The sequence below is a fragment of the Calidifontibacter indicus genome, from assembly GCF_003386865.1.
Lineage (GTDB): Bacteria > Actinomycetota > Actinomycetes > Actinomycetales > Dermatophilaceae > Yimella > Yimella indica.
On the sequence record NZ_QTUA01000001.1, the window covers coordinates 1416771 to 1436496 of the forward strand.

The 19726-nt window shown below is 66.1% G+C and carries 18 protein-coding genes; 16 read left to right on the forward strand and 2 right to left on the reverse strand.

The window, feature by feature from the left end:
- Positions 1–68 precede the first annotated feature (68 nt).
- From DFJ65_RS06770 to DFJ65_RS06790, 5 genes are all read left to right on the forward strand, one after another.
- Positions 69–1478 carry a tyrosine-protein kinase domain-containing protein gene (locus DFJ65_RS06770; protein ID WP_115922371.1) on the forward strand — a complete coding sequence of 470 codons (1410 nt, stop codon included), beginning with the start codon at positions 69–71 and terminating at the stop codon, positions 1476–1478.
- A 65-nt stretch (positions 1479–1543) separates the two neighbouring features.
- Positions 1544–2194, forward strand: a complete 651-nt coding sequence (locus tag DFJ65_RS06775) for a phosphatase PAP2 family protein (RefSeq protein ID WP_147301342.1) — start codon at positions 1544–1546, stop codon at positions 2192–2194.
- Positions 2145–3767 (forward strand): lipopolysaccharide biosynthesis protein, encoded by a 1623-nt coding sequence (locus DFJ65_RS06780; protein ID WP_170144015.1) that lies wholly within the window; start codon positions 2145–2147, stop codon positions 3765–3767. Before DFJ65_RS06775 ends, DFJ65_RS06780 begins: the two co-directional genes overlap by 50 nt.
- A 3-nt stretch (positions 3768–3770) precedes the next feature.
- Entirely contained in the window at positions 3771–4712 is a 942-nt protein-coding gene (locus DFJ65_RS06785) for a glycosyltransferase family 2 protein (RefSeq protein WP_115922374.1), read from the forward strand.
- Positions 4713–4838: 126 nt separating this feature from the next.
- Complete coding sequence (locus tag DFJ65_RS06790) at positions 4839–5981, forward strand: glycosyltransferase family 4 protein (protein WP_170144016.1); 1143 nt, start codon at positions 4839–4841, stop codon at positions 5979–5981.
- On the opposite strand, the gene DFJ65_RS06795 is transcribed toward DFJ65_RS06790, so the two are convergent.
- Both DFJ65_RS06795 and DFJ65_RS06800 read right to left on the reverse strand, forming a co-directional pair.
- Entirely contained in the window at positions 5957–7015 is a 1059-nt protein-coding gene (locus DFJ65_RS06795) for a glycosyltransferase family 4 protein (protein WP_115922376.1), read from the reverse strand. The two genes, DFJ65_RS06790 and DFJ65_RS06795, sit on opposite strands and share 25 nt — an antisense overlap.
- Entirely contained in the window at positions 7008–7952 is a 945-nt protein-coding gene (locus tag DFJ65_RS06800; RefSeq protein ID WP_115922377.1) for a UDP-glucuronic acid decarboxylase family protein, read from the reverse strand. The genes DFJ65_RS06795 and DFJ65_RS06800 overlap by 8 nt, the downstream gene beginning before the upstream one ends.
- Here DFJ65_RS06800 and DFJ65_RS06805 point away from each other — a divergent pair.
- The 11 genes from DFJ65_RS06805 to DFJ65_RS06855 all read left to right on the forward strand — a co-directional run bounded on the left by DFJ65_RS06805 (position 7909) and on the right by DFJ65_RS06855 (position 19721).
- Positions 7909–9150 (forward strand): glycosyltransferase family 4 protein, encoded by a 1242-nt coding sequence (locus tag DFJ65_RS06805; RefSeq protein WP_115922378.1) that lies wholly within the window; start codon positions 7909–7911, stop codon positions 9148–9150. The genes DFJ65_RS06800 and DFJ65_RS06805 overlap by 44 nt on opposite strands.
- An 11-nt stretch (positions 9151–9161) precedes the next feature.
- Positions 9162–10295, forward strand: a complete 1134-nt coding sequence (locus DFJ65_RS06810; RefSeq protein ID WP_115922379.1) for a glycosyltransferase family 4 protein — start codon at positions 9162–9164, stop codon at positions 10293–10295.
- Between the two features lie 15 nt (positions 10296–10310).
- Positions 10311–11486 (forward strand): glycosyltransferase family 4 protein, encoded by a 1176-nt coding sequence (locus DFJ65_RS06815; RefSeq protein WP_115922380.1) that lies wholly within the window; start codon positions 10311–10313, stop codon positions 11484–11486.
- Positions 11470–12597, forward strand: coding sequence for an acyltransferase family protein (locus DFJ65_RS06820; protein WP_170144018.1), 1128 nt, complete (start codon positions 11470–11472; stop codon positions 12595–12597). Before DFJ65_RS06815 ends, DFJ65_RS06820 begins: the two co-directional genes overlap by 17 nt.
- On the forward strand, positions 12594–13727 hold the full coding sequence (locus DFJ65_RS06825; protein ID WP_115922382.1) for a glycosyltransferase: 1134 nt from the start codon (positions 12594–12596) through the stop codon (positions 13725–13727). Before DFJ65_RS06820 ends, DFJ65_RS06825 begins: the two co-directional genes overlap by 4 nt.
- A 21-nt stretch (positions 13728–13748) precedes the next feature.
- Positions 13749–14549, forward strand: a complete 801-nt coding sequence (locus DFJ65_RS06830; protein WP_115922383.1) for an HAD-IIA family hydrolase — start codon at positions 13749–13751, stop codon at positions 14547–14549.
- 67 nt (positions 14550–14616) lie between these two features.
- Entirely contained in the window at positions 14617–15639 is a 1023-nt protein-coding gene (gene trpS / locus DFJ65_RS06835) for a tryptophan--tRNA ligase (protein ID WP_115922384.1), read from the forward strand.
- Positions 15636–16148 carry a 2'-5' RNA ligase family protein gene (locus DFJ65_RS06840; RefSeq protein ID WP_115922385.1) on the forward strand — a complete coding sequence of 171 codons (513 nt, stop codon included), beginning with the start codon at positions 15636–15638 and terminating at the stop codon, positions 16146–16148. The genes trpS and DFJ65_RS06840 overlap by 4 nt, the downstream gene beginning before the upstream one ends.
- A 106-nt stretch (positions 16149–16254) precedes the next feature.
- A complete protein-coding gene (locus DFJ65_RS06845) occupies positions 16255–16971 on the forward strand; it encodes a succinate dehydrogenase cytochrome b subunit (RefSeq protein ID WP_115922386.1) in 717 nt (238 codons plus the stop codon).
- Positions 16972–16986: 15 nt separating this feature from the next.
- Entirely contained in the window at positions 16987–18978 is a 1992-nt protein-coding gene (locus tag DFJ65_RS06850; protein ID WP_115922387.1) for a fumarate reductase/succinate dehydrogenase flavoprotein subunit, read from the forward strand.
- A 2-nt stretch (positions 18979–18980) separates the two neighbouring features.
- Entirely contained in the window at positions 18981–19721 is a 741-nt protein-coding gene (locus DFJ65_RS06855; RefSeq protein WP_115922388.1) for a succinate dehydrogenase/fumarate reductase iron-sulfur subunit, read from the forward strand.
- Positions 19722–19726 lie beyond the last annotated feature (5 nt).

Consider the following 19726-nt stretch of genomic DNA (forward strand, 5'->3'; position numbering starts at 1 on the left):
GGGAAGGCTTAGGACGCACTGTCGAGGCGAATGCGGCGGTCGTCTCCACCGGACGGACGGACTGAATCGTGACATTGCGTGAGTTTCTCACTGTAGTGCGCAGGCGGTGGCGCATCATTGCCCTGTGCACGCTCGTCGTCGTCGCGGTCGCGGCTCTGGTCACCATGCAACAGCCTCGCTCCTACACTGCGCGATCGAGTTTTTACCTCCAGACGACTGCCCAGAGTTCAGGGGCGAACAATGGCATCGCAGTCATCACTGCACAGGATCTCAACACCTATGTTGCGGTCCTCGGATCGCCCCCGGTCATCGAGCCCCTCCGCCGCCGCCTCGGGCTGCCGGCTGGGTACCCGATCAATGTCTCGGCGACAGTCAATCCAAGCGCTTCCATCCTGAACGTCACTGCCGTCGATTCCGATCCTCGTCGGGCGGCCGCGATCGCGAATGCAACGGGACCCCAACTCGCCGAGGCCGCAGCCACCTTCTCGCCCTTGCTGAAGTCGTCCGGCCAGGCTGTCGCCGCAACCACGATTTCGCCGGCCGCGGTGCCTGCGTCACCGACGTCGCCGAACGTCACTCGCAACATCGAGCTTGCCGTGCTTGCAGGCCTGCTGCTCGGCATCGCTTTCGCCCTCATGCGCAATGTGTTCGACACGAAGGTTCGAGGCGAGGGTGACCTGCAGACGGTGTCGGACAGCCCGCTTCTGGCGGCTCTCCCGGCAGACAACATGCAGAAGGTGATCTCGTCCTGGGACTCGCGCGCAGCGGAGCGCCACGGCTACCTGGAGGCCGTGCGTCGACTGCGCACGAGTCTCATGTTCGTCGACGTCACGACCACCGGAAACGCCTTTCTGATCACGTCTGCCGTGCCGGGCGAAGGGAAGACTACGACGGCGATCAACTTGGCCCGAGCCGTGGCGGAGACCGGCTCGCGCACGCTGCTTGTGGACGCCGACCTCCGGAGGCCGACCGTGGCGAGCACGCTCGGCTTGGAAGGCGCGGCCGGGCTGACGACTGTGCTGCTCGGTCGAGCCGACCTCAACGACGTGATTCAGCCCTACGGCGCCACCAACCTTTACATCCTCGCCGCCGGGCAGGTGCCGCCGAACCCGAGCGAACTTCTCGGTTCCCAACGGATGGCCGAGGTCTTCGAGAAGCTCGTAGCAGACTTCGACTACGTCTTGGTGGACAGCCCTCCCGTGCTCCCGGTGGTTGACGCGGTGCTGCTCGACAAACTGACTGCCGGACTTGTGATGATCGTGGCTGCAGATCGAACGCGAAAGCGCGATCTCGCACAGGCGCTGAAGGTGCTGCAGACCGCCGGTGTCGAGATCGACGGTTTTGCGATGAACAAGGTGAACGCAAAGTCGGACTCCTACTACGGCACATACACCTATGAGTCGGATGTGTCGACTCGGTCGAACAAGCGTGGGAGTCGGTCGGAGGGTGGCCGGCGACGGGCACTCCCGCGCCGGTGACCGAGCGACGGCGTCACTGCCAGCGGTCTGCGGTTGCGGGGGCGGCCCTGTTCGCATTGTTTGCCGTGTCATACCTCGTGGCTGTCCGATCGGCCCAGGGCCAACGCCTGGACTCCGCGACAAACAGTTTGCTGCACAATCACATTCGACCGCCGATCGACACCGTGCTTGGTGAGATTGCCCGCGACGTCGGGCCTGTTTTCGGTCTTGTCGTCGTCGCTCCGCTCGCGCTCGTCGCTGCCGCGCGACGGCGGTGGGGGGCACTCGTCGCAACGACGATAGTCGCGATGGCACCTGTGATCGCTTGGCTCCTGCGTCGCAGCGGTCCAGATCGTCCCGACTTCGGTATCTCGCTCCCGAGCAACAACACCTATCCGTCGACCCACGCCGCGCTCATAGCATCGGCTTGTGTCGCAACCGTGTTCCTCTGGCCGTCGCGCCCTCCGCAGGTCGTCCTCGTGGTCGCCGCGGGAGTTGCTGGGCTGGGGGCGCTCGGCAACGTCGTGAGTTATGCCCATCTGCCTAGCGATGTGCTCGGCAGCTTGTTGCTCGTTGCGGGCACGACGGCGATCGCAATGGCCATCAGCGGCTGGCGACGCCCGGTGATCGTTGACTCCGCCAACGCGCCTCATGAGACTCCGAGTTCTGTCGGCGGCGAGGAGGACGGTGAGCGCGGCAGCGACGCTCGAAGATGGAGCACCGAAGATGAGCGCTGAAAGCGGCCCGGGGCCGGATCAAATGGCCAGCGCTGGGGCTGCCGGACAACTGGGGCCCCGGGCACTGCAGGACCGGGCGATCCGCGGTGCGAGTTGGACCATGCTCCACACGATCACTGCTGTTCCCATGGGCTTTGTCGTCAATCTGATCCTGGCACGGGCGCTAGGAGTCGTTCATTACGGACGACTCGCGTTCCTGATGACGCTGATGGACGTCGTGGGCGGAATCATCGCAGTGGGAGTGACGACCGGAACGATCCAGTTCGGCGCCAAGGGGCACGCACTGGGGCGCCACGACGACGTTCGACGGCTCCTGTCCAAGGCACAAGGCTTCCGACTGTTCATCGCGGCACCCCTGCTGACGCTCGTGGTTCTGCTCGTGGCCGATGTACCTCTGCCGATGCTTCTGCTCGCCCTTGCGTTCGGTGTCTGGTGTCCCGCGTTCCTCGACGGGGCGACGACATGTCTTGCGATCGAGAACAAGACAGCCGCCGGCGCCCAGAATGCGATGGTTGTGAACATCTTGGTTCAGGCGGCGACGTTACTTTCACTCTGGTTGGTCGGCACGGCAGACGCAGTGTGGGCTGCTCGTCTGGCCGCCGGCGGGCTCGGGGTTGGCCTTGCGCTCCTGGTTATCGATCCCGGCTATCGGCGTGCGGTGCTCCACCCGCAGATCCCGGTGGGCATGCCGGCGGGCTTCTGGAGATTTGCGGTTCCGACGGCGGTCGGAGGGCTCGTTGCCACGATGGTCGTATCGCGCACAGAAGTGTTCTTCCTCGCCTGGCTCGGGGACGCGGCGGCGGTCGGCACATTCGCCTTGGCCTTCGGTCTGGCATCGCACATCTTCGCCCCGGCGCAGGCGTTGGTCGGACCTTTGATGCCGGCGATCTCCGGCCTTCGGGAGGTTGAAGTATCTGCGGTGGAGGCGGCCTTCCGGCGGACGATTCGTGCCTCGGCGCTGATCGTTTCGTTGTTGTTGGTCGCCGGTGTCCCGTTCTTCGCACTGCTCCTGCCGGCGCTCTACGGCGACGCCTACTCAGACAGCGAACCGATGTTCGTCGCCCTCGCGATCTCTGCCGGGTTGCTTGTCGCAAGTGGTCCGGTCTCAGCGTTCGTCATGGGGCGCCTAGCGGCCGGCACGATCCTCAGGGTCAACTTGCTCGCGCTCATCGTCGATGTGGGTGTCGCACTCGCAGTCATTCCATCGCTCGGCGGGTGGGGAGCCGTGATCGCCAATGTGAGTGGGGCGCTGGTCCAACTGGTTCTGCTCGTCGGCAGCGAACTGCGCGCGATGCAGATGCCTTGGTCCGAACTGGTCAAGCAGACGGGGAGTCTCATTCTCGCAGTCCCGATCGCGGTTGGGACATGGGCCCTGATCGAGCCGATCCAGCTGGGTCGGTGGGTCGCATCATTCTGTGCGATCCCCGTAGGGTGTGCACTCTTCCTTCTGATGCTTCGGACCACTCGGGCCGGACTGGCACAGGAAGACGCCGTCGCCATCCAGCGTGCTTTGCCCCGTCGCCTCGATCGCCCCGCCGGGGCGGCGCTCCGACTCCTGACTGTGCAGGGTTGAGTCATGGACCATGTGGTTGTGGTTCTCTCCTACTTCGGTAGGGAAGACACGTTGAGTTGTCTGGAGTCGATCGTGCCGAGTGAAGATGCGATTCATCCGCTGGTGATCGACAACGGGTCCTTCGATGGCGTGCTCGATGCGTCTCGCGCGCGATTCGGCGACCGTATTTCGACCCTCCAGTTGGAAACGAACCAGGGCTTCACTGGAGGCATGAATGCCGGGCTTCGCTGGGCGCTCGAGCGAGGGGCCCGGACGGTAACCCTCCTCAACAACGACACCGTGGTTTCGCCCGGCGCCCTCGAGCGATTGGAACAGACAGCTGCAGGAGGGGCGGCGGTTGCGCCGGAGATCCGATATCTCGCCGACGCCGGCCATGTTTGGTTCGGTGGCGGCGTTGTCGACCCGTCCACGGGGCTCGCCCGCCATCTGGCCGAGGGCGAGTTGTCGCCGACCGACGAGGACGGCGTTCGCGAGTCGGAGGTGCTCACCGGCTGCTGCGTTACGGCCACCGCGGAGGTGTGGCGACGTGTCGGCCTGTTCGACGAGCGGTTCTTCCTCAACTTCGAGGATTCCGATTGGAGTGTTCGGGCAACGCAGCTCGGCGTGCCGTTGCTGGTGGACACCCGGGCGGTGATCCATCACGCCGTTTCCGCTTCGTTCGCTGGAGAGTTCAGTTATCTCGGTCTGTACTTCTTCGCGCGCAACGGTCTGACCTTCGTGCACGAGCGCACAAGCGCAGGTGTCCTCGGGGAGGCCCGTTTCATACGGAGGCATCTGCTTCCGCAGCTCAAGCCCCGGCCGAGCCGGAGCATGCGATCGGTCGGGCGCAATGGGCTAGTCCTCGGCTACGCGTTTCGTGACGCGCTGACCGGCCGGTTCGGCGGAGCACCAACGCGGCTCCAACGAGTCGCGAAGGCTTGGGCGAGCCAGAACGTACAGCCGTAGGCAACAGGTAGGCAGCTGGATCCCACTGCATGGGTTTGGACGTGACAGGGGAGGATGGTCTCGGATCGTGTTCCGCGATCCGACAACAGGTAGTGGGGGATTGGCATGACAGGTCCGGGGCCGTCTGTGGCGTTTGTGCGAGGCAACGCACTGAATCCGTTCGAGACACAGGCATTCGCCGGCTTGGAAGGGTTCGACGTCCGAGCCATCGGGGAGTTGCCCGCGAACTATGAAGTCGACCTCGTGCCCGTGCCGGTCACGTTGCTGTCGCCGCAAGCGAACGGGCGAGCGGTGCGAGTTGCACGCCGCGCCGGGCTGCGCCTGCCCCCAGTCCTGAAAGAGGCCGGCATGCTGCGCGGACTGCGCGAAGCAATCGGGTCGGCCGACATCGTCCACGCTGCCGAGACGTTCATCCCGTTCACCGACCAGTGCGTCGAAATCACCCGCAGCACCGGCGCTCGGCTCGTGTTGACCTGTTGGGAGAACATCCCGTTCTTGTACGACGACGACCCGGTCATGACACAGCGCAAACAGCGTGTCCGCGACGCAGCTGCCATCTTCGTGGCGGTGACGGAACCGGCGCGGGACACGCTCATCGCCGAGGGCGTGGAAGCAGACCGGATCCGTGTCGTTCCCGCGGCCCTGAACACGGATCGATTCGAGCCCGGTCACGATCGCTCATTTCTAGCTGCGCGGGTCGGCATCCCTGCCGATGCGCCGATCGTGCTCTTCGTCGGTCGAATGATCAGGGAGAAGGGCGTCACCGAGCTCGTCCACGCCTTCTCCCGGGTCGGCGGCGCGTCGGTGGCTCCCCATTTGGTGCTCGTCGGCAACGGCCCGCAAACGGCAAGGGTGAAAGTGGCTGCCGAGGCGCTTGGTGCGGCGGACCGCGTTCATCTCCTGGAAGGTCAGTCCTACGCCGACATGCCGCTGGTGTTCCGGTCCGCCGATGTCGTTGTCATACCGAGCCTTTCGACGCCGTATTGGCAGGAACAGTTCGGGTACGTTCTCGCCGAGGCCATGGCATCCGGCAGGCCCCTCGTGACGACGAGGACGGGTTCGATCCCACATGTCGTTGGTGACGCAGCCTGGCTAGTCGACGATTACGACATCGACGGATTGACGGCCGCCATCGGCGAGATGCTCACCCGGCCCGACGTGGCGGCAGACCTCGGCCGGCGTGGCCGGTCACGGGCAGTCGAGCGTTACTCGGTGGCGACTGTCGCACCACAATTGGCCGCAGCCTACGAGGACGCGCTCTCACGGTAGACGGACTCGTACTCTGCGACCACACGATCCAGCGCGAACTCATTGCTTCGTTCGATCGCCTTCTGCCGCAACGAGTCTCGGTAATGACCGTCGGTGAGCACCTTGACGAGCGCGTCGCCGAGCCCGTCGAGCTCGGCGAGCACCCCACCGGTCTGCCCGCTCTGCACCACATACCGCGCACCGATGTTGGGCGTTGCGACCACGGGTGTGCCCGAGGCCATGGCCTCTGCGTAGGGGATGCCGAATCCTTCGTAGTCCGAGGGTAGGCAGAACACCCACGCGCTCGCATACGCACGGGCCAACTCCTCGTCGGAGAGGCGACCTAGCGTCCGCACACCGTCGGGCAGCGTCGCCGGGGCATCCTGCGTCACCATCAGCAGCTCGGCATCGGGCACCTGGGGGCGCACCTCGTCGGCGAAGATCCGGGCGAGTTCGGCGCCTCGTTTGCGGTTGTGCCACGTGCCGACAAAAAGGACCGTGGGGTGGTCTGACTTCGGCGCCGCTGCAGGCGTGAAGCGTGCGGTGTCAACGCCGTTGGGCACGACATCGAGCACCCACGGCATCCACTTGCGGGTGTCGGGGGAGACCAAAACGGTCCGGTCCGCAACGACCGAGGCGAGCAGTTCAGTCACCCCGAGCGCGCCCATCCGCAGCTTCTCCTTCGCGCCGGGAATGTGCTTCGCCTCCTCGAAACACGACCCGTGCATCGTGCGTACGTGAACAGGCGCACGACGTTTCCACAGCCAGTAGTCGTCCCCGTGTGCGTGCACGACGTCGAAGCCGGAGAAGTCGATGCGCCTCAAGTGGGTCGCGAAGCGGAAGGTCCGCAGCGGTCCTTCGACCGCGACGAGCCGGTGCGCATAGCGCGCATCCTCGACGGGCGGGGAGTCGCTGAACATTGTGACGTGGTGGCCTCGATCAGCAAGAGCGTTGGCCAATGCGTGCGCCTGGTAACCGACCCCGATCTTGCTGGCGCTGGGCAGGTAGTGCGAGATCATCGCGATCCGCAGCGGATCGGCGGTGAGGTCAGGCATCTTGCAGCGACCGGAAGTGGTCGACGGTCTTCGCGAGACCGTCGTCCAGCACGACCTGCGGGGCCCATCCGAGCTCCGACTGGGCGATCGAGATGTCCGGGCGGCGTCGCACCGGGTCGTCCTGGGGGAGTGGACGATGCTCGATCTGCGAGTCGCTGCCGGTCAGCGCGATCACCTTCTGGGCGAGTTCGAGCATGGTGAACTCACCGGGGTTGCCGATGTTCACCGGGCCGGTGAACGAGGGGGGCGAATCCATCAGCGAGATCAGCCCCGAGACCAGGTCGTCGACGAAGCAGAACGAGCGAGTCTGCTGGCCGTCGCCGTAGATGGTGATCGGTTCGCCGGCGAGCGCCTGAACGATGAAGTTCGACACCACGCGCCCATCGTCGGGGCGCATCCGTGGCCCGTAGGTGTTGAAGATGCGCGCCACCTTGATCGGTAGGTCGTGCTGGCGCCAGTAGTCGAAGAAGAGCGTCTCAGCGCACCGCTTGCCCTCGTCGTAGCAAGAGCGGATGCCGATCGGGTTCACGTGGCCCCAGTAGCCCTCCTGCTGGGGGTGCACCTCCGGGTCGCCGTAGACCTCGGAGGTCGAGGCGAGCAAGATCTTCGCCCCGGTGCGCTTTGCCAGGCCCAGCATGTTGATCGAGCCGTGCACGCTGGTCTTGGTGGTCTGCACAGGGTCGCGCTGGTAGTAGACCGGGCTTGCCGGGCAGGCCAGGTGGTAGATCTCGTCGACCTCCACGTACAGCGGGAACGTGACGTCGTGCCTAATCAGCTCGAACGACGGGTGGCCGATCAAATGGTGCACGTTGGACCGCAGCCCGGAGTAGAAGTTGTCGACGACGAGCACCTCGTCGCCCCGCTCGAGCAAGCGCTCCACCAGGTGCGACCCGATGAATCCCGCGCCGCCAGTGACCAACACCCGACGTTCGACCATTGCCGTCCCAATCCCCTATGAATCCCCAGGCCCGAAGTCGGACCAGCACACATCGAACCATGCCCCATGTTGTTTAGTTGAGCCTGTGCGGATATGGCTGGCACCCAGTGCCTTCTTTCCCGCCAAGGGGGGCGTCGAAGAACTCACACTCCAGTTGGCGCGGCAGTATCAGCGACGCGGTCACGAGGTGACCGTCGTCGTCCATCGTCACCCGTCCGACCTCCCCGAGGTCGGCGAGGTGGAGGGGGTTCCGGTGCGCCGGATCCCCTTCGACTTGCCCGGTCGCAACCCGCGGGCGCTCGCCGGTTACCCGGCGAGCGTCGCCCGTCAGTTGCGAGCGTTGGCAGCGATCGGAGCGCCCCCCGATGTGTTGCACGTGCAGTGCCCGGCCAACCAGGTGCCGGCCCTCACGGCCTATGCCGCGCGGCACCGCGTGCCGTTCGTGATCACCACGCAGGGCGAGGTGACGATGGACGCGGGGCAGATCTACCAGCGCAGCGCCCAGATGCGTCTGGCACTGCGGGCCGGGTCGCGGCGGGCAGCGCTGCTCGCCGCGTGCTCGCGTCGGGCCGCGGACGACGCCGCCACTGTGGCACCGCGTTTCGCGGGCTGCGTCGTGGTGCCGAACGGCGTCGACCCCGCCCAGTGGCAGGTGACCGAACTGCCCACCCAACCGAATTTCGCTGCGTGGGGCCGGCACGTGCCGCAGAAGGGTCTCGACCTGCTCATCCGGGCGTTCGCGTTGGTGCGGGAGGAACTGCCGGACGCCGTGCTGCGCATCGGAGGTGACGGCGAGCAGACCCCGGACTTGCGCGAGCTGGCCGGCCCTGGAGTTGAATTCGTCGGGTCGCTCGACCGCTCCGGCGTCCAGGACCTGCTCGCGCGCAGCCGGGTCGCCGTGGTGCCGAGCCGGCTCGAACCCTTCGGGATCGTCGCCGTCGAGGCGATGGCTGCTGGAAGGGGCGTCGTCTGGAGCACCAACGGTGGACTTGCCGACGCGACCGGCGGCTTGGGTTGGGGCGTCGACCCGAATGACACCCGTGCCTTGGCAGGTGCACTCGTCGCGGCGCATCGCGAGCCAGTTGACCCGATGGTTGCCCGAGCCCACGCGGAGTCGTTGTCCTGGGAGAACATTGCAGACCGCTACTTGACGGCATATTCGACTCAGGCGCGGCTTGGCTCCGGGGCTGGGTCGTGAACGGAGGAGGAATGAAGGTTGCCGTTGCCTTTCACGGCTGCCACCGGCGCGGTGGCGTGGAACGCGTGATGTACGAGTGTGTCAACTACTTGGCGGACCGCGGCCACGATGTGGACGCGTTCGCAGGGGAATGGGATGAGTCCGTCCTGAAGCCGGGCGTGCGCAAGCACGAACTCACCTACGTGTCGAAGCCGCCGGCGCTCGTCATGCCGGCGTATCGGTTCGCCCTGAACCGAGCACTCTCAGAGTTGGCACCAAGGCCGGACGTTGTGGCCAGTTTCGGGGCTACCGCGCCGCCCGACAGCGTTACTTGGATGCAAAGTGTCCATGCGACGTGGATCGAGACCGCACGCGAGACCCGCGACCTGCGTGGCCGCCTGCGGCAGCGAGTGAACCCGTTTCACCCCGTCGTACTTCGCATGGAGCGCGCATTGCTGCAGGAGCGTCGGTATCGCCGCGTGATCGCGCTGACGCCGGACGTCAAAGCCGACATCATGCGGCACTACGGCGTGCCGGATGCGGACATCGACGTCATCCCGAACGGCTACTCGGCGCGGGAGTTCTTCGTTCCCAGCACGGAGGCTCGAGCCGAGGTGCGACGTGAGCTAGGGATCGGTGACGATGAACGCCTGGTCATCTTCGTAGCCAACGAACTGGAACGTAAGGGCTTTCGCCAGTTGGCGCACGCGATCGCTTCGCTGGCGGACCCATCGGTGCGGCTGCTGGCGGTAGGCGGATTCAGTGTCGCCGAGGCGAAGGCGATCATTCGGGAGGCCGGGTTGCACGATCGCCAGGCACTCTTGGCGGGTCAAACCAGCGACGTTCATCGCTACTACGCGGCATCTGATTTCTTCGCGTTGCCCACGAAGTACGAGGCGTGGGGGTTGGTGGTCGTGGAAGCGATGGCCTCCGGGCTGCCCGTGCTCACGAGTGTCACTGCAGGCGCTGCCGTCGCGGTGCGGGACGGCGACAACGGCGTCCTTGTCGGTGACCCGACCTCGATCGATGACGTCTCGGCCGGCCTGCGCAGACTGTTGGCGCTTCAGGCAGACCCCGAGGACATCGCCCGCTCTGTGGCCCGTTTCGAGTGGTCGAATGTCCTCCGGTCGTACGAATCCACGCTCGCGCACGCAGCGCGTGGCTGACCTTCGGACCCGGAGGTGAGCCCGAAGCGAATCCTGCTCGTTGGACACAGCTCGGAGCTGGGTGGCAACGAACTGTTCATGACCCGACTCGTGCCCGCTCTCGCCGACGACGACCTGGAGATGGTCGCGCTGTTGTTCGAGGAGGGCCCGTTCGCCGACCTGCTCCGCGAGCGTGGCGTGGAAGTGCATGCGCGTCCGCTGCCGACGGACGTCGTGAGCGCAGGACGCTACGCGGCCGGCAAGGTGACGACCCTGGGTCGTCTCGGCCCAGGGGTGATCCGCCATGCCGTGGGTCTAGCGCCCTGGCTTGCCGAGCAACGGATCGACGTGGTGTGGGCGAACACGTTCAAGGCGATGGCGATCGTCAGCCCTGCCGCGAAGTTGCGCCGAATCCCGCTCCTGTGGTTCCTGCACGACCGCATCACCCCCGATTACCTGCCACGTCGGTTGGTCGGGCCGATGCGTGCGGCATTCCGGCAGGTGCCGGACGCCGTGGTGGCGAACTCGCGGTCGACTGCCGACACCGTCGGCGGCTGTCCGGTCACGGTTGTCTACCCGGGGCTATCGGCAGATGCCGACCGGCTGCGGGTCGAGCCGGTTCTCCCACCCGTGGTCGGCATGCTGGGCCGAGTCAGCCCGACCAAGGGTCAGCTTGAACTCGTGCGTGCATTGCCCGACGTGCTGTCGGCGCATCCCGACGCGCGAGCGCGCATCGTCGGCAGCCCGATGTTCGGCGCCGAGGGCTATCTCGACGAGGTGCGTTCGGAGGCCGAGCGGCTCGGTGTCGCGACCGCGATCGACTGGGTCGGGTTCACCGATGACCCCCGTCCCGAACTGGACCGGATGACGGTCTGCGTACACGCCGCGACGGTGGCCGAACCCTTCGGCCAGGTGCTCACCGAAGCCATGGCGCGCAGCGTCCCCATCATTGCGACCCGTGGCGGAGGAGCGTCGGAAGTTGTCACGCCGGTGGGTGCCGAACCGCGGGGAGAACTGATCGAGCCGGGCGATGCGCCCGGTTTGCGCGATGCGCTGCTGCGGGTGCTCGACGACGTTCCGGCCGCCCAACGTCGAGCCGATGCGGTCCAGCCCGCAGCGGTTGCCGAGTACTCGCTGGACAACAGCGTCCGTACCATGCGGGAGGTGCTCCGTGCGCTCACTTCCGGAGGCCACCATGACCGACAGCGCTAGGGCACCGGGGGCGGCGCATTGGCCTGGTCTGGATGGCTTGCGCGGCGTCGCGGCCCTCGCCGTCGTTGTCTTCCACATGTCGCTCGGTCCGGCGGTGAACGGCTTCGCGGGCGTCGATGTTTTCTTCGTTCTGAGTGGCTTCCTCATCACGTCGCTGCTCCTGCGTGAACGCGCGACCACAGGGCGCGTGGCGCTCGGGCGGTTCTATCTGCGGCGGGTGCTGCGACTCTATCCCGCTCTGGTCGTTACCTGTGTTACTGCCTCTGTGCTTGGGGCGGTCACAGGAAAGTCAGCTGAGGTGACTGGTGCCGCGGTCGCGGCGCTCGCCTATGTCGCCAACTGGTGGATCTATCTCGGCCACCCCGCAGCACTCCTCGAACACACCTGGACGTTGTCGATCGAGGAGCACTTCTATCTGCTGTGGCCGATCACCCTGGTGCTCATGTGGTCGCGGCGCCACGCGTTGCGCCTGCTGGGCGCGATCATTGCCACCGCGGCGGTCGCGGCTTTGGTGTTCCGCTGGCCTGATTCGATCGACGCAGTCCGGGCTTCCTACTTGCGTGGCGTACCGATCGTCTGGGGCAGCTTGCTGGCGATCGCCATGCGCCGGTGGGACTTTGGGCGAGCACGCCGTCCGCTCTCCTGGCTCGGCCTGGTCGCTTCGGTGAGCTTGCTCGCTCTGCTTTCGGCGCCGTGGCATCTCGTGGGGGCCACAGGCGCTTTCGGGGTGTCAGGACTCTTGACCGTGCTGGTTGTGGCAGGGATCGCGACCTCATCCGGCGGCGAGGGTGGGCTGTGGGCGAACCGAGTGTTGGTATGGCTCGGCAGACGCTCGTACGGGCTGTATCTCTACCACTTCCCGATCCTGAGTCTGGCAACCCACCAACTTCACGCTGGCCCGGACTGGTTGCGAGCGTGTGCCGGACTGGTGACGACACTCGTCGTGGTCGTGTTCTCCTACCGCTTCGTCGAGTTGCCGTTTCTCCGCCTCAAAGACCGCAGGTTCGGCAGTTCGCGGTCGTCTGCCGAGGGTGCCCGAACCAACAAGCACCAGGACCTCGATCCGGACACACCAGTACTGCGACAGTCCGGGCATACTTGGCGACGATGAAAATTGCTATCGCGCACGACTACCTGACCCAGTTCGGTGGCGCTGAACGAGTCGTGTTGTCGCTGATGAAGGCCTTCCCCGAAGCGCCGATCTACACCACTCTGTACGACCCCGACACCACGTTCCCCGAGTTCCGGTCGGCCGACGTGCGGGTGTCGCCGCTGAACAAGGCGGGCGCGATGCGCGGCAACCATCGGATGGCACTGCCCTTCCTTGCCCCGGTCTCCTCCCGCATCACGATCGACGCCGACGTCGTGATCGCATCGTCCAGCGGGTGGGCGCACGGCTTCCGCACCAACGGACGCAAGCTGGTCTACTGCCACTCGCCGGCCCGGTGGCTCTACCTCACCGACGAATACCTCGGGTCGCACGGCGCCAGCAGCGTCATCCGTCCCGCGCTCGCCGCGTTGCGGCCGGTGCTCAAGCGCTGGGACGCGCAGGCTGCCGCCAGCGCCGACCGTTACCTCGCGAACTCCCATGTGGTTCAGGAACGCATCAAGCACGTCTACGGCATCGACTCCGACGTGATCTTCCCGCCGCACCGGGTCGATCTGGACGGCAGCCGGGAGCTCGTCCCGCAGATCGCTGACGACTGGCCCGACTTCCACCTGCTTGTGTCGCGACTGCTGCCGTACAAGAACGTCGATCGCGCGATCGAGGCGTTCAACGACCTGCCCGACGAGCGGCTGGTCGTCGTCGGCAAGGGCCCCCTCGCGGCGCAGCTGCGCTCCAAAGCGAAGGCAAACTCCCTTCTGCTGGAAGGCATCCCGGACGCGCAGCTGCGGTGGCTCTACGCCAACGCCACCGCGCTCATCGCGCCCAGTCACGAGGACTTCGGGCTCACCGTCGTCGAAGCTGCCGCGTTCGGCACACCCGCCTTGGCGCTGCGCGCCGGCGGCTACCTCGACACCGTCGAACCCGGTCTCAGCGGCTACTTCTTCAGCCATCCCAAGGCGGCCGATATCGCCGATGCGGTGCATCGCCACCGGGAACGCCCGCTGGATCGCGACGCCGTGGCTGAGCACGCACGCGGGTTCGACGAGGACGCTTTCATCGGGCGGATCCGGAACGAGGTCGACCTGCTCATGGCCGGGGCGTTCGCCGACCGGAAGCATCCACACCCAGCATGACGCTTCGGCGATACTGAGGTCATGACGAACCCGAAGCCCGTCGCGACCTGGCTGACCGACATGGACGGCGTGCTCGTGCACGAGGAACACGCGATCCCCGGCGCTGCCGAGTTCATCGCGGCCCTGAAAGAGTCGGGTCGCCGGTTCCTGGTGCTGACGAACAACTCGATCTTCACACCGCGTGACCTGCGGGCTCGGCTGAACGGCAGCGGTATCGACGTGCCGGAGGACGCGATCTGGACCTCCGCTCTCGCCACCGCGCAGTTCCTCGACGACCAGCGTCCCGGTGGTTCGGCGTACGTCGTCGGCGAGGCCGGTCTGACCACGGCGATCCACGACATTGGCTACGTGATGTCCAGTCGGTCGCCCGACTACGTGGTGCTGGGGGAGACCCGCACCTACTCCTTCGAGTCGATCACCCGCGCAGTCCGCTTGATCGAGAACGGCGCCCGGTTCATCTGCACCAACCCCGACGCCAGCGGTCCCTCGACCGAGGGCAAGCTGCCCGCCACCGGCGCCGTGGCCGCGCTGATCGCGAAGGCGACGGGCGTCGAGCCCTACTACGTCGGCAAGCCGAACCCGTTGATGATGCGTAGCGCGCTCAACCAGATCGAGGCCCACTCCGAGACGACCGTGATGATCGGCGACCGGCTCGACACCGACATCCGCAGCGGTCTGGAAGCGGGCCTGCGCACGATCCTGGTGCTCACCGGGTCGACGACCCCGGAGAAGGTCGACCGCTACCCGTTCGTGCCGACCCGTGTGTGCAACTCCATCGCCGACGTCGTGCCGCTGGTGCGCGAGCTCGCGCCGCAGTCGTAGCGCCTCCGCATCCGCAGGGGTGATCCGATTGACGCCGCAACCGGATCGTTTGGAACAATCCTCCACCATGACCGCCCCGCGTCCTCGCATCTTCTCGGGCATGCAGCCCACCCACGATTCGCTCCACCTCGGTAACTACCTCGGAGCCCAGGTCAACTGGGTGAAGATGCAGGAGGAGTTCGACGCGATCTTCTGCGTGGTCGACCAGCACGCGCTCACCGTCGTGCCCGACCCCGCGGAGTTGCGCACGCGCACCCGGGTGACCGCAGCGCAGTACTTCGCCGGCGGCGTCGACCCCGAACGTTCCACCGTGTTCGTGCAGTCGCAGGTGCCCGAGCACGCGCAATTGGCGTGGGTTCTCAACTGTTTCACCGGTTTCGGCGAAGCCAGCCGGATGACGCAGTTCAAGGACAAGTCGGGTAAGCGGGGCGCCGAGGGCACCAACGTCGGCTTGTTCACCTACCCGATGCTGATGGCCGCCGACATCCTGCTGTACGACGCGCAGAAGGTGCCGGTGGGGGAGGACCAGCGTCAGCACCTCGAGCTGACCCGCGACCTCGCGCAGCGGATGAATGCGCGCTACGGCGACCTGTTCGTGGTGCCCGAGCCGCACATCCCGGCCGACGGCGCCAAGATCATGTCGTTGCAGGAGCCGACCGCGAAGATGAGCAAGTCGGCCGACGACCAGCGCGGCAACCTGATGATGCTCGACGAGCCGAAGGCGAACACCAAGAAGATCAAGTCGGCCGTGACCGACCTCGACAACGCGGTGCGTTGGGACCCCGAAGCCAAGCCCGGCATCGCCAACCTGCTGCGCATCCACCACGCCTTCTCCGGCGAGTCGATCGAGGCGCTCGTCGAGCGCTACGCGGGTGAGAACAAGTACGGCGCACTGAAAACCGATGTGGCGGAACTGTTCCGCAGCGTGCAGGAGCCGTTCAAGGAGAAGGTCGACACCTACATGGCCGACCCGGGTCAGCTCGACGCGATCCTGGCGGCGGGCGCCGAGCGTGCTCGCGAGTTGGCTGCCCCCACCCTCGAGCGCGTCTACGACGCCGTCGGCTTCCTGCCCGCCCGATCGTCCCGATGAGGACCATCGGCGTCTCGATCCCGATCCCGCAGCCGTATGCGGAGCGGTTGCACCAGGTGCGGCAAGCCGTCGGCGACCCACTGGCCGACGCCGTCCCGCCGCATGTCACGTTGATGCCGCCGACCGATGTGGAGCGCGTCGATCTGGTCGCACTACGCGCCCACCTGCGCACGGTCGCAGCCGGCAGCAGTGCGTTCCGGATGATCCTCAACGGCACGGGCACGTTCCGTCCGGTGTCGCCGGTGGTCTTCGTGCAGGTCTCGCGGGGCATCGCCGAGTGTGAGCAACTCGAGAAGCTGGTGCGCGGTGGCCCGGTGGAGCGCGAACTGGAGTTTCCGTACCACCCGCACGTCACCGTCGCCCATCATCTCGACGACGCCGCGTTGGATGACGCCTTCGACGAACTGGCCGACTTCCGCGCCACCTTCGAGGTCGACGGCTTCGATCTCTACGAGCACGGCGATGACGAGGTGTGGCGGCCGGTCGACCGCTTCGCCTTCGGCAGCTGACGCGACCCGATCCGTTCGTCGCTGCGGGGCCGCCGCCGGGCGCAGTCCGGTGAAGAAAGGTTCCCCTTACCGCGCGGTCTGACCGCGGTGCCGATAATCTGCCCTCGTGGCAACTCAAACCCTTCCTGCGAAGCGCACAGGCAAGGCCGGCAGCACCCTGTTCCTGAAGACCGTGATGGCCGTCAGCGGGTTGATCTTCGTCCTTTATGTCCTGTTGCACATGTACGGCAACCTCAAGGTGTTCTGGGGCGAGGAGGCCTTCAACACCTACGCGCATCACCTGCGGACCATCGGTGAGCCGATGCTCCCGCACGCCGGTCTGCTCTGGGTCATCCGCGTCGTCCTGATCATCGCCGTCGTGGCGCACGTCTACAGCGCAGCCCAGCTGTGGAAGCGGGCGAACGCCGCACGCGAGCAGAAGTACGCGGTGAAGAAGGCCGTCGCGGCTTCGTTCTCCTCCAAGTGGATGCGCTGGGGTGGCGTTGCGCTCCTGCTGTTCGTCATCTGGCACCTGCTGCACTTCACGATCGCGAAGATCAACGTCGGCTCCGGCGGGCAGGGTTCCGAAATCACCCAGAACCCCTACCAGCTCGTCGTGCACAGCTTCGGTGCGTGGTGGATGGTGATCATCTACCTGCTCGCCCTCGCCGCCCTCGGCATGCACCTGCACCACGGCATCTGGAGCGCGAGCCAGACCCTCGGCTTCACCAACACGCCACAGCAGCGCAAGATCGCCAAGACCGTCGCCGCGCTCGTCGCGCTGGTCGTGGCCGTCGGCTTCGCGCTGCCGCCGCTGTTCATCCTCTTCGGCGTGATCGACTAAGGATTTCGAACCCACATGACTGACACGCAAGGTCTCATCGACGACATGTACCGCCTCGGCGACCCGATCGCCGACACCAAGGCGCCGACCGACGTCCCGATCGAACAGCGCTGGACCCAGGCGAAGTTCGACAACAAGCTCGTCAACCCGTCCAACCGCCGCAAGCTCTCGGTGATCATCGTCGGCACCGGTCTCGCCGGCGCGTCCGCCGCCGCGACGATGGGCGAGGCGGGCTACAACGTGAAGGCATTCTGCTACCAGGACAGCCCGCGTCGTGCCCACTCGATCGCCGCGCAGGGTGGCATCAACGCCGCCAAGAACTACAACGACGACGGCGACTCGACCTACCGGTTGTTCTACGACACCGTCAAGGGTGGCGACTATCGCAGCCGCGAGAACAACGTCTACCGCCTGGCCGAGGTGTCGACGAACATCATCGACCAGTGTGTCGCGCAGGGCGTGCCGTTCGCCCGCGACTACGGCGGACTGCTCGACAACCGTTCCTTCGGTGGTGTGCAGGTGGCCCGCACCTTTTACGCCCGTGGCCAAACGGGTCAGCAGCTGCTGATCGGTGCCTACCAGGCGATGGAGCGCCAGGTCGCCGCCGGCTCGGTGAAGGAATACACCCGGCACGAGATGCTCGAGCTGATCGTCGTCGACGGCAAGGCGCGCGGCATCGTCGCCCGTGACATGGTCACCGGCGAGATCGAGACCCACGTCGCCGACGTCGTCGTGCTCGCTTCCGGTGGCTACGGCAACGTGTTCTTCCTGTCGACCAACGCGATGGGTTGCAACGTCACCGCCACCTGGCGGGCACACCGCAAGGGTGCCTACTTCGCGAACCCCTGCTACACGCAGATCCACCCGACCTGCATCCCCGTTTCCGGCGACCACCAGTCGAAGCTGACGCTGATGTCGGAGTCGCTGCGCAACGACGGCCGCATCTGGGTGCCCAAGCGCAAGGAAGACTGCGACAAGGACCCGCGCGACATCCCCGAGGAAGACCGCGACTACTACCTCGAGCGCATCTACCCGGCGTTCGGAAACCTCGTCCCGCGTGACATCGCCTCCCGCCAGGCGAAGTACATGTGTGACGAGGGCCGCGGTGTCGGCCCGATGGTCGGCGACTTCCGCCGCGGCGTCTACCTCGATTTCTCCGACGCGATCTCGCGGATGGGTGAGGCGGCAGTTAAGGCGAAGTACGGCAACCTGTTCGACATGTACGCCCGCATCACCGGCGAGGACCCGTACAAGGTGCCGATGCGTATCTACCCGGCCGTGCACTACACGATGGGTGGCCTCTGGGTCGACTACGACCTGGAGACCTCGATCCCGGGGCTGTACGCGGTGGGCGAGGCCAACTTCTCCGATCACGGTGCCAACCGTCTCGGTGCGTCCTCGCTCATGCAGTGCCTGGCCGACGGTTACTTCGTGCTGCCGAACACCATCCGCAACTTCCTCGCCGAGGGCCCCTTCGAGGAGATCTCCGAGGACCACCCGGCGGTTGTCGAGGCACGCCAGTCGGTCGAGTCGCGCATCGACAAGCTGCTCAGCATCAACGGTGAGCGCAGCGTCGACTCCTTCCACAAGGAACTCGGCAACATCATGTGGGAGTACTGCGGCATGGAGCGCACCGACGAGGGTCTGCGCAAGGCGATCGACCTCATCCGGTCGCTGCGCGAGGAGTTCTGGCGCAACGTCCGGGTGCTCGGCAGCGCCAACACGCTCAACCAGTCGCTGGAGAAGGCCGGCCGTGTCGCCGACTTCCTCGAGCTCGGTGAGCTGATGTGCATCGACGCGCTGCACCGTCGCGAGTCGTGCGGTGGCCACTTCCGTGCCGAGAGCCAGACCGAGGACGGCGAGGCGCTGCGCCACGACGACCAGTTCCTCTACGTCGGCGCGTGGGAGTTCGCCGGTGAGGCCTCCGGTGGTCCGGGAGCCCCCGTGCTGCACAAGGAAGACCTCGTCTACAAGTCGATCGAGCTGAAGCAGCGGAGCTACAAGTAATCATGAATCTGACTCTGAAGATCTGGCGCCAGGCCGGGCCGAACGCCGACGGTCAGCTGGTCACCTACCCGGTGTCGAACATCTCCGAGGACATGTCGTTCCTCGAGATGCTCGACGTGCTCAACGAGGAGCTCACCGCCAAGGGCGAGGAGCCGGTCGCTTTCGACAGCGACTGTCGTGAAGGCATCTGTGGCATGTGCTCGTTGATGATCAACGGTGAGGCGCACGGCCCGGAGGTCACCACGACCTGCCAGCTGCACATGCGCTCGTTCCGCGACGGCGAGACCATCACCATCGAGCCGTGGCGCGCCTCGGCGTTCCCCCTGGTGCGTGACCTCGTCGTCGACCGTTCGGCGTTCGACCGCATCATCCAGGCCGGCGGCTACATCTCGGTCAACACGGGTGCGGCCGTCGAGGCCAACAACCTGCCGGTGCCGAAGGTGAAGGCCGACCGTGCGTTCGACACCGCCACCTGCATCGGGTGCGGCGCCTGCGTCGCGGCCTGCCCGAACGCGTCCGGCATGTTGTTCATGGGTGCGAAGATCACCCACCTCGGCGAACTGCCCCAGGGCCAGGCCGAGCGCGACTCGCGTGTCGTGTCGATGGTCAACCAGCACGACCACGAGGGCTTCGGTGGCTGCACCAACATCGGTGAGTGCGCCGCGGCCTGCCCGAAGGAGATTCCGCTGGACGTCATCAGCCAGCTGAACGCCGACTTCCGCAAGGCGAAGAACCACGCGTAGTCCCT

Bases quoted from the DNA above. Each gene is read 5' to 3' on its own strand.
- DFJ65_RS06820 (WP_170144018.1), top strand. From the start codon at position 11,470: ATGACCGACAGCGCTAGGGCACCGGGGGCGGCGCATTGGCCTGGTCTG.
- DFJ65_RS06840 (WP_115922385.1), top strand. From the start codon at position 15,636: ATGAGGACCATCGGCGTCTCGATCCCGATCCCGCAGCCGTATGCGGAG.
- DFJ65_RS06795 (WP_115922376.1), bottom strand. From the start codon at position 7,015: ATGCCTGACCTCACCGCCGATCCGCTGCGGATCGCGATGATCTCGCAC.
- DFJ65_RS06800 (WP_115922377.1), bottom strand. From the start codon at position 7,952: ATGGTCGAACGTCGGGTGTTGGTCACTGGCGGCGCGGGATTCATCGGG.
- DFJ65_RS06850 (WP_115922387.1), top strand. From the start codon at position 16,987: ATGACTGACACGCAAGGTCTCATCGACGACATGTACCGCCTCGGCGAC.
- DFJ65_RS06805 (WP_115922378.1), top strand. From the start codon at position 7,909: ATGAATCCCGCGCCGCCAGTGACCAACACCCGACGTTCGACCATTGCC.
- DFJ65_RS06810 (WP_115922379.1), top strand. From the start codon at position 9,162: ATGAAGGTTGCCGTTGCCTTTCACGGCTGCCACCGGCGCGGTGGCGTG.
- DFJ65_RS06830 (WP_115922383.1), top strand. From the start codon at position 13,749: ATGACGAACCCGAAGCCCGTCGCGACCTGGCTGACCGACATGGACGGC.
- DFJ65_RS06855 (WP_115922388.1), top strand. From the start codon at position 18,981: ATGAATCTGACTCTGAAGATCTGGCGCCAGGCCGGGCCGAACGCCGAC.
- DFJ65_RS06785 (WP_115922374.1), top strand. From the start codon at position 3,771: ATGGACCATGTGGTTGTGGTTCTCTCCTACTTCGGTAGGGAAGACACG.
- trpS (WP_115922384.1), top strand. From the start codon at position 14,617: ATGACCGCCCCGCGTCCTCGCATCTTCTCGGGCATGCAGCCCACCCAC.
- DFJ65_RS06825 (WP_115922382.1), top strand. From the start codon at position 12,594: ATGAAAATTGCTATCGCGCACGACTACCTGACCCAGTTCGGTGGCGCT.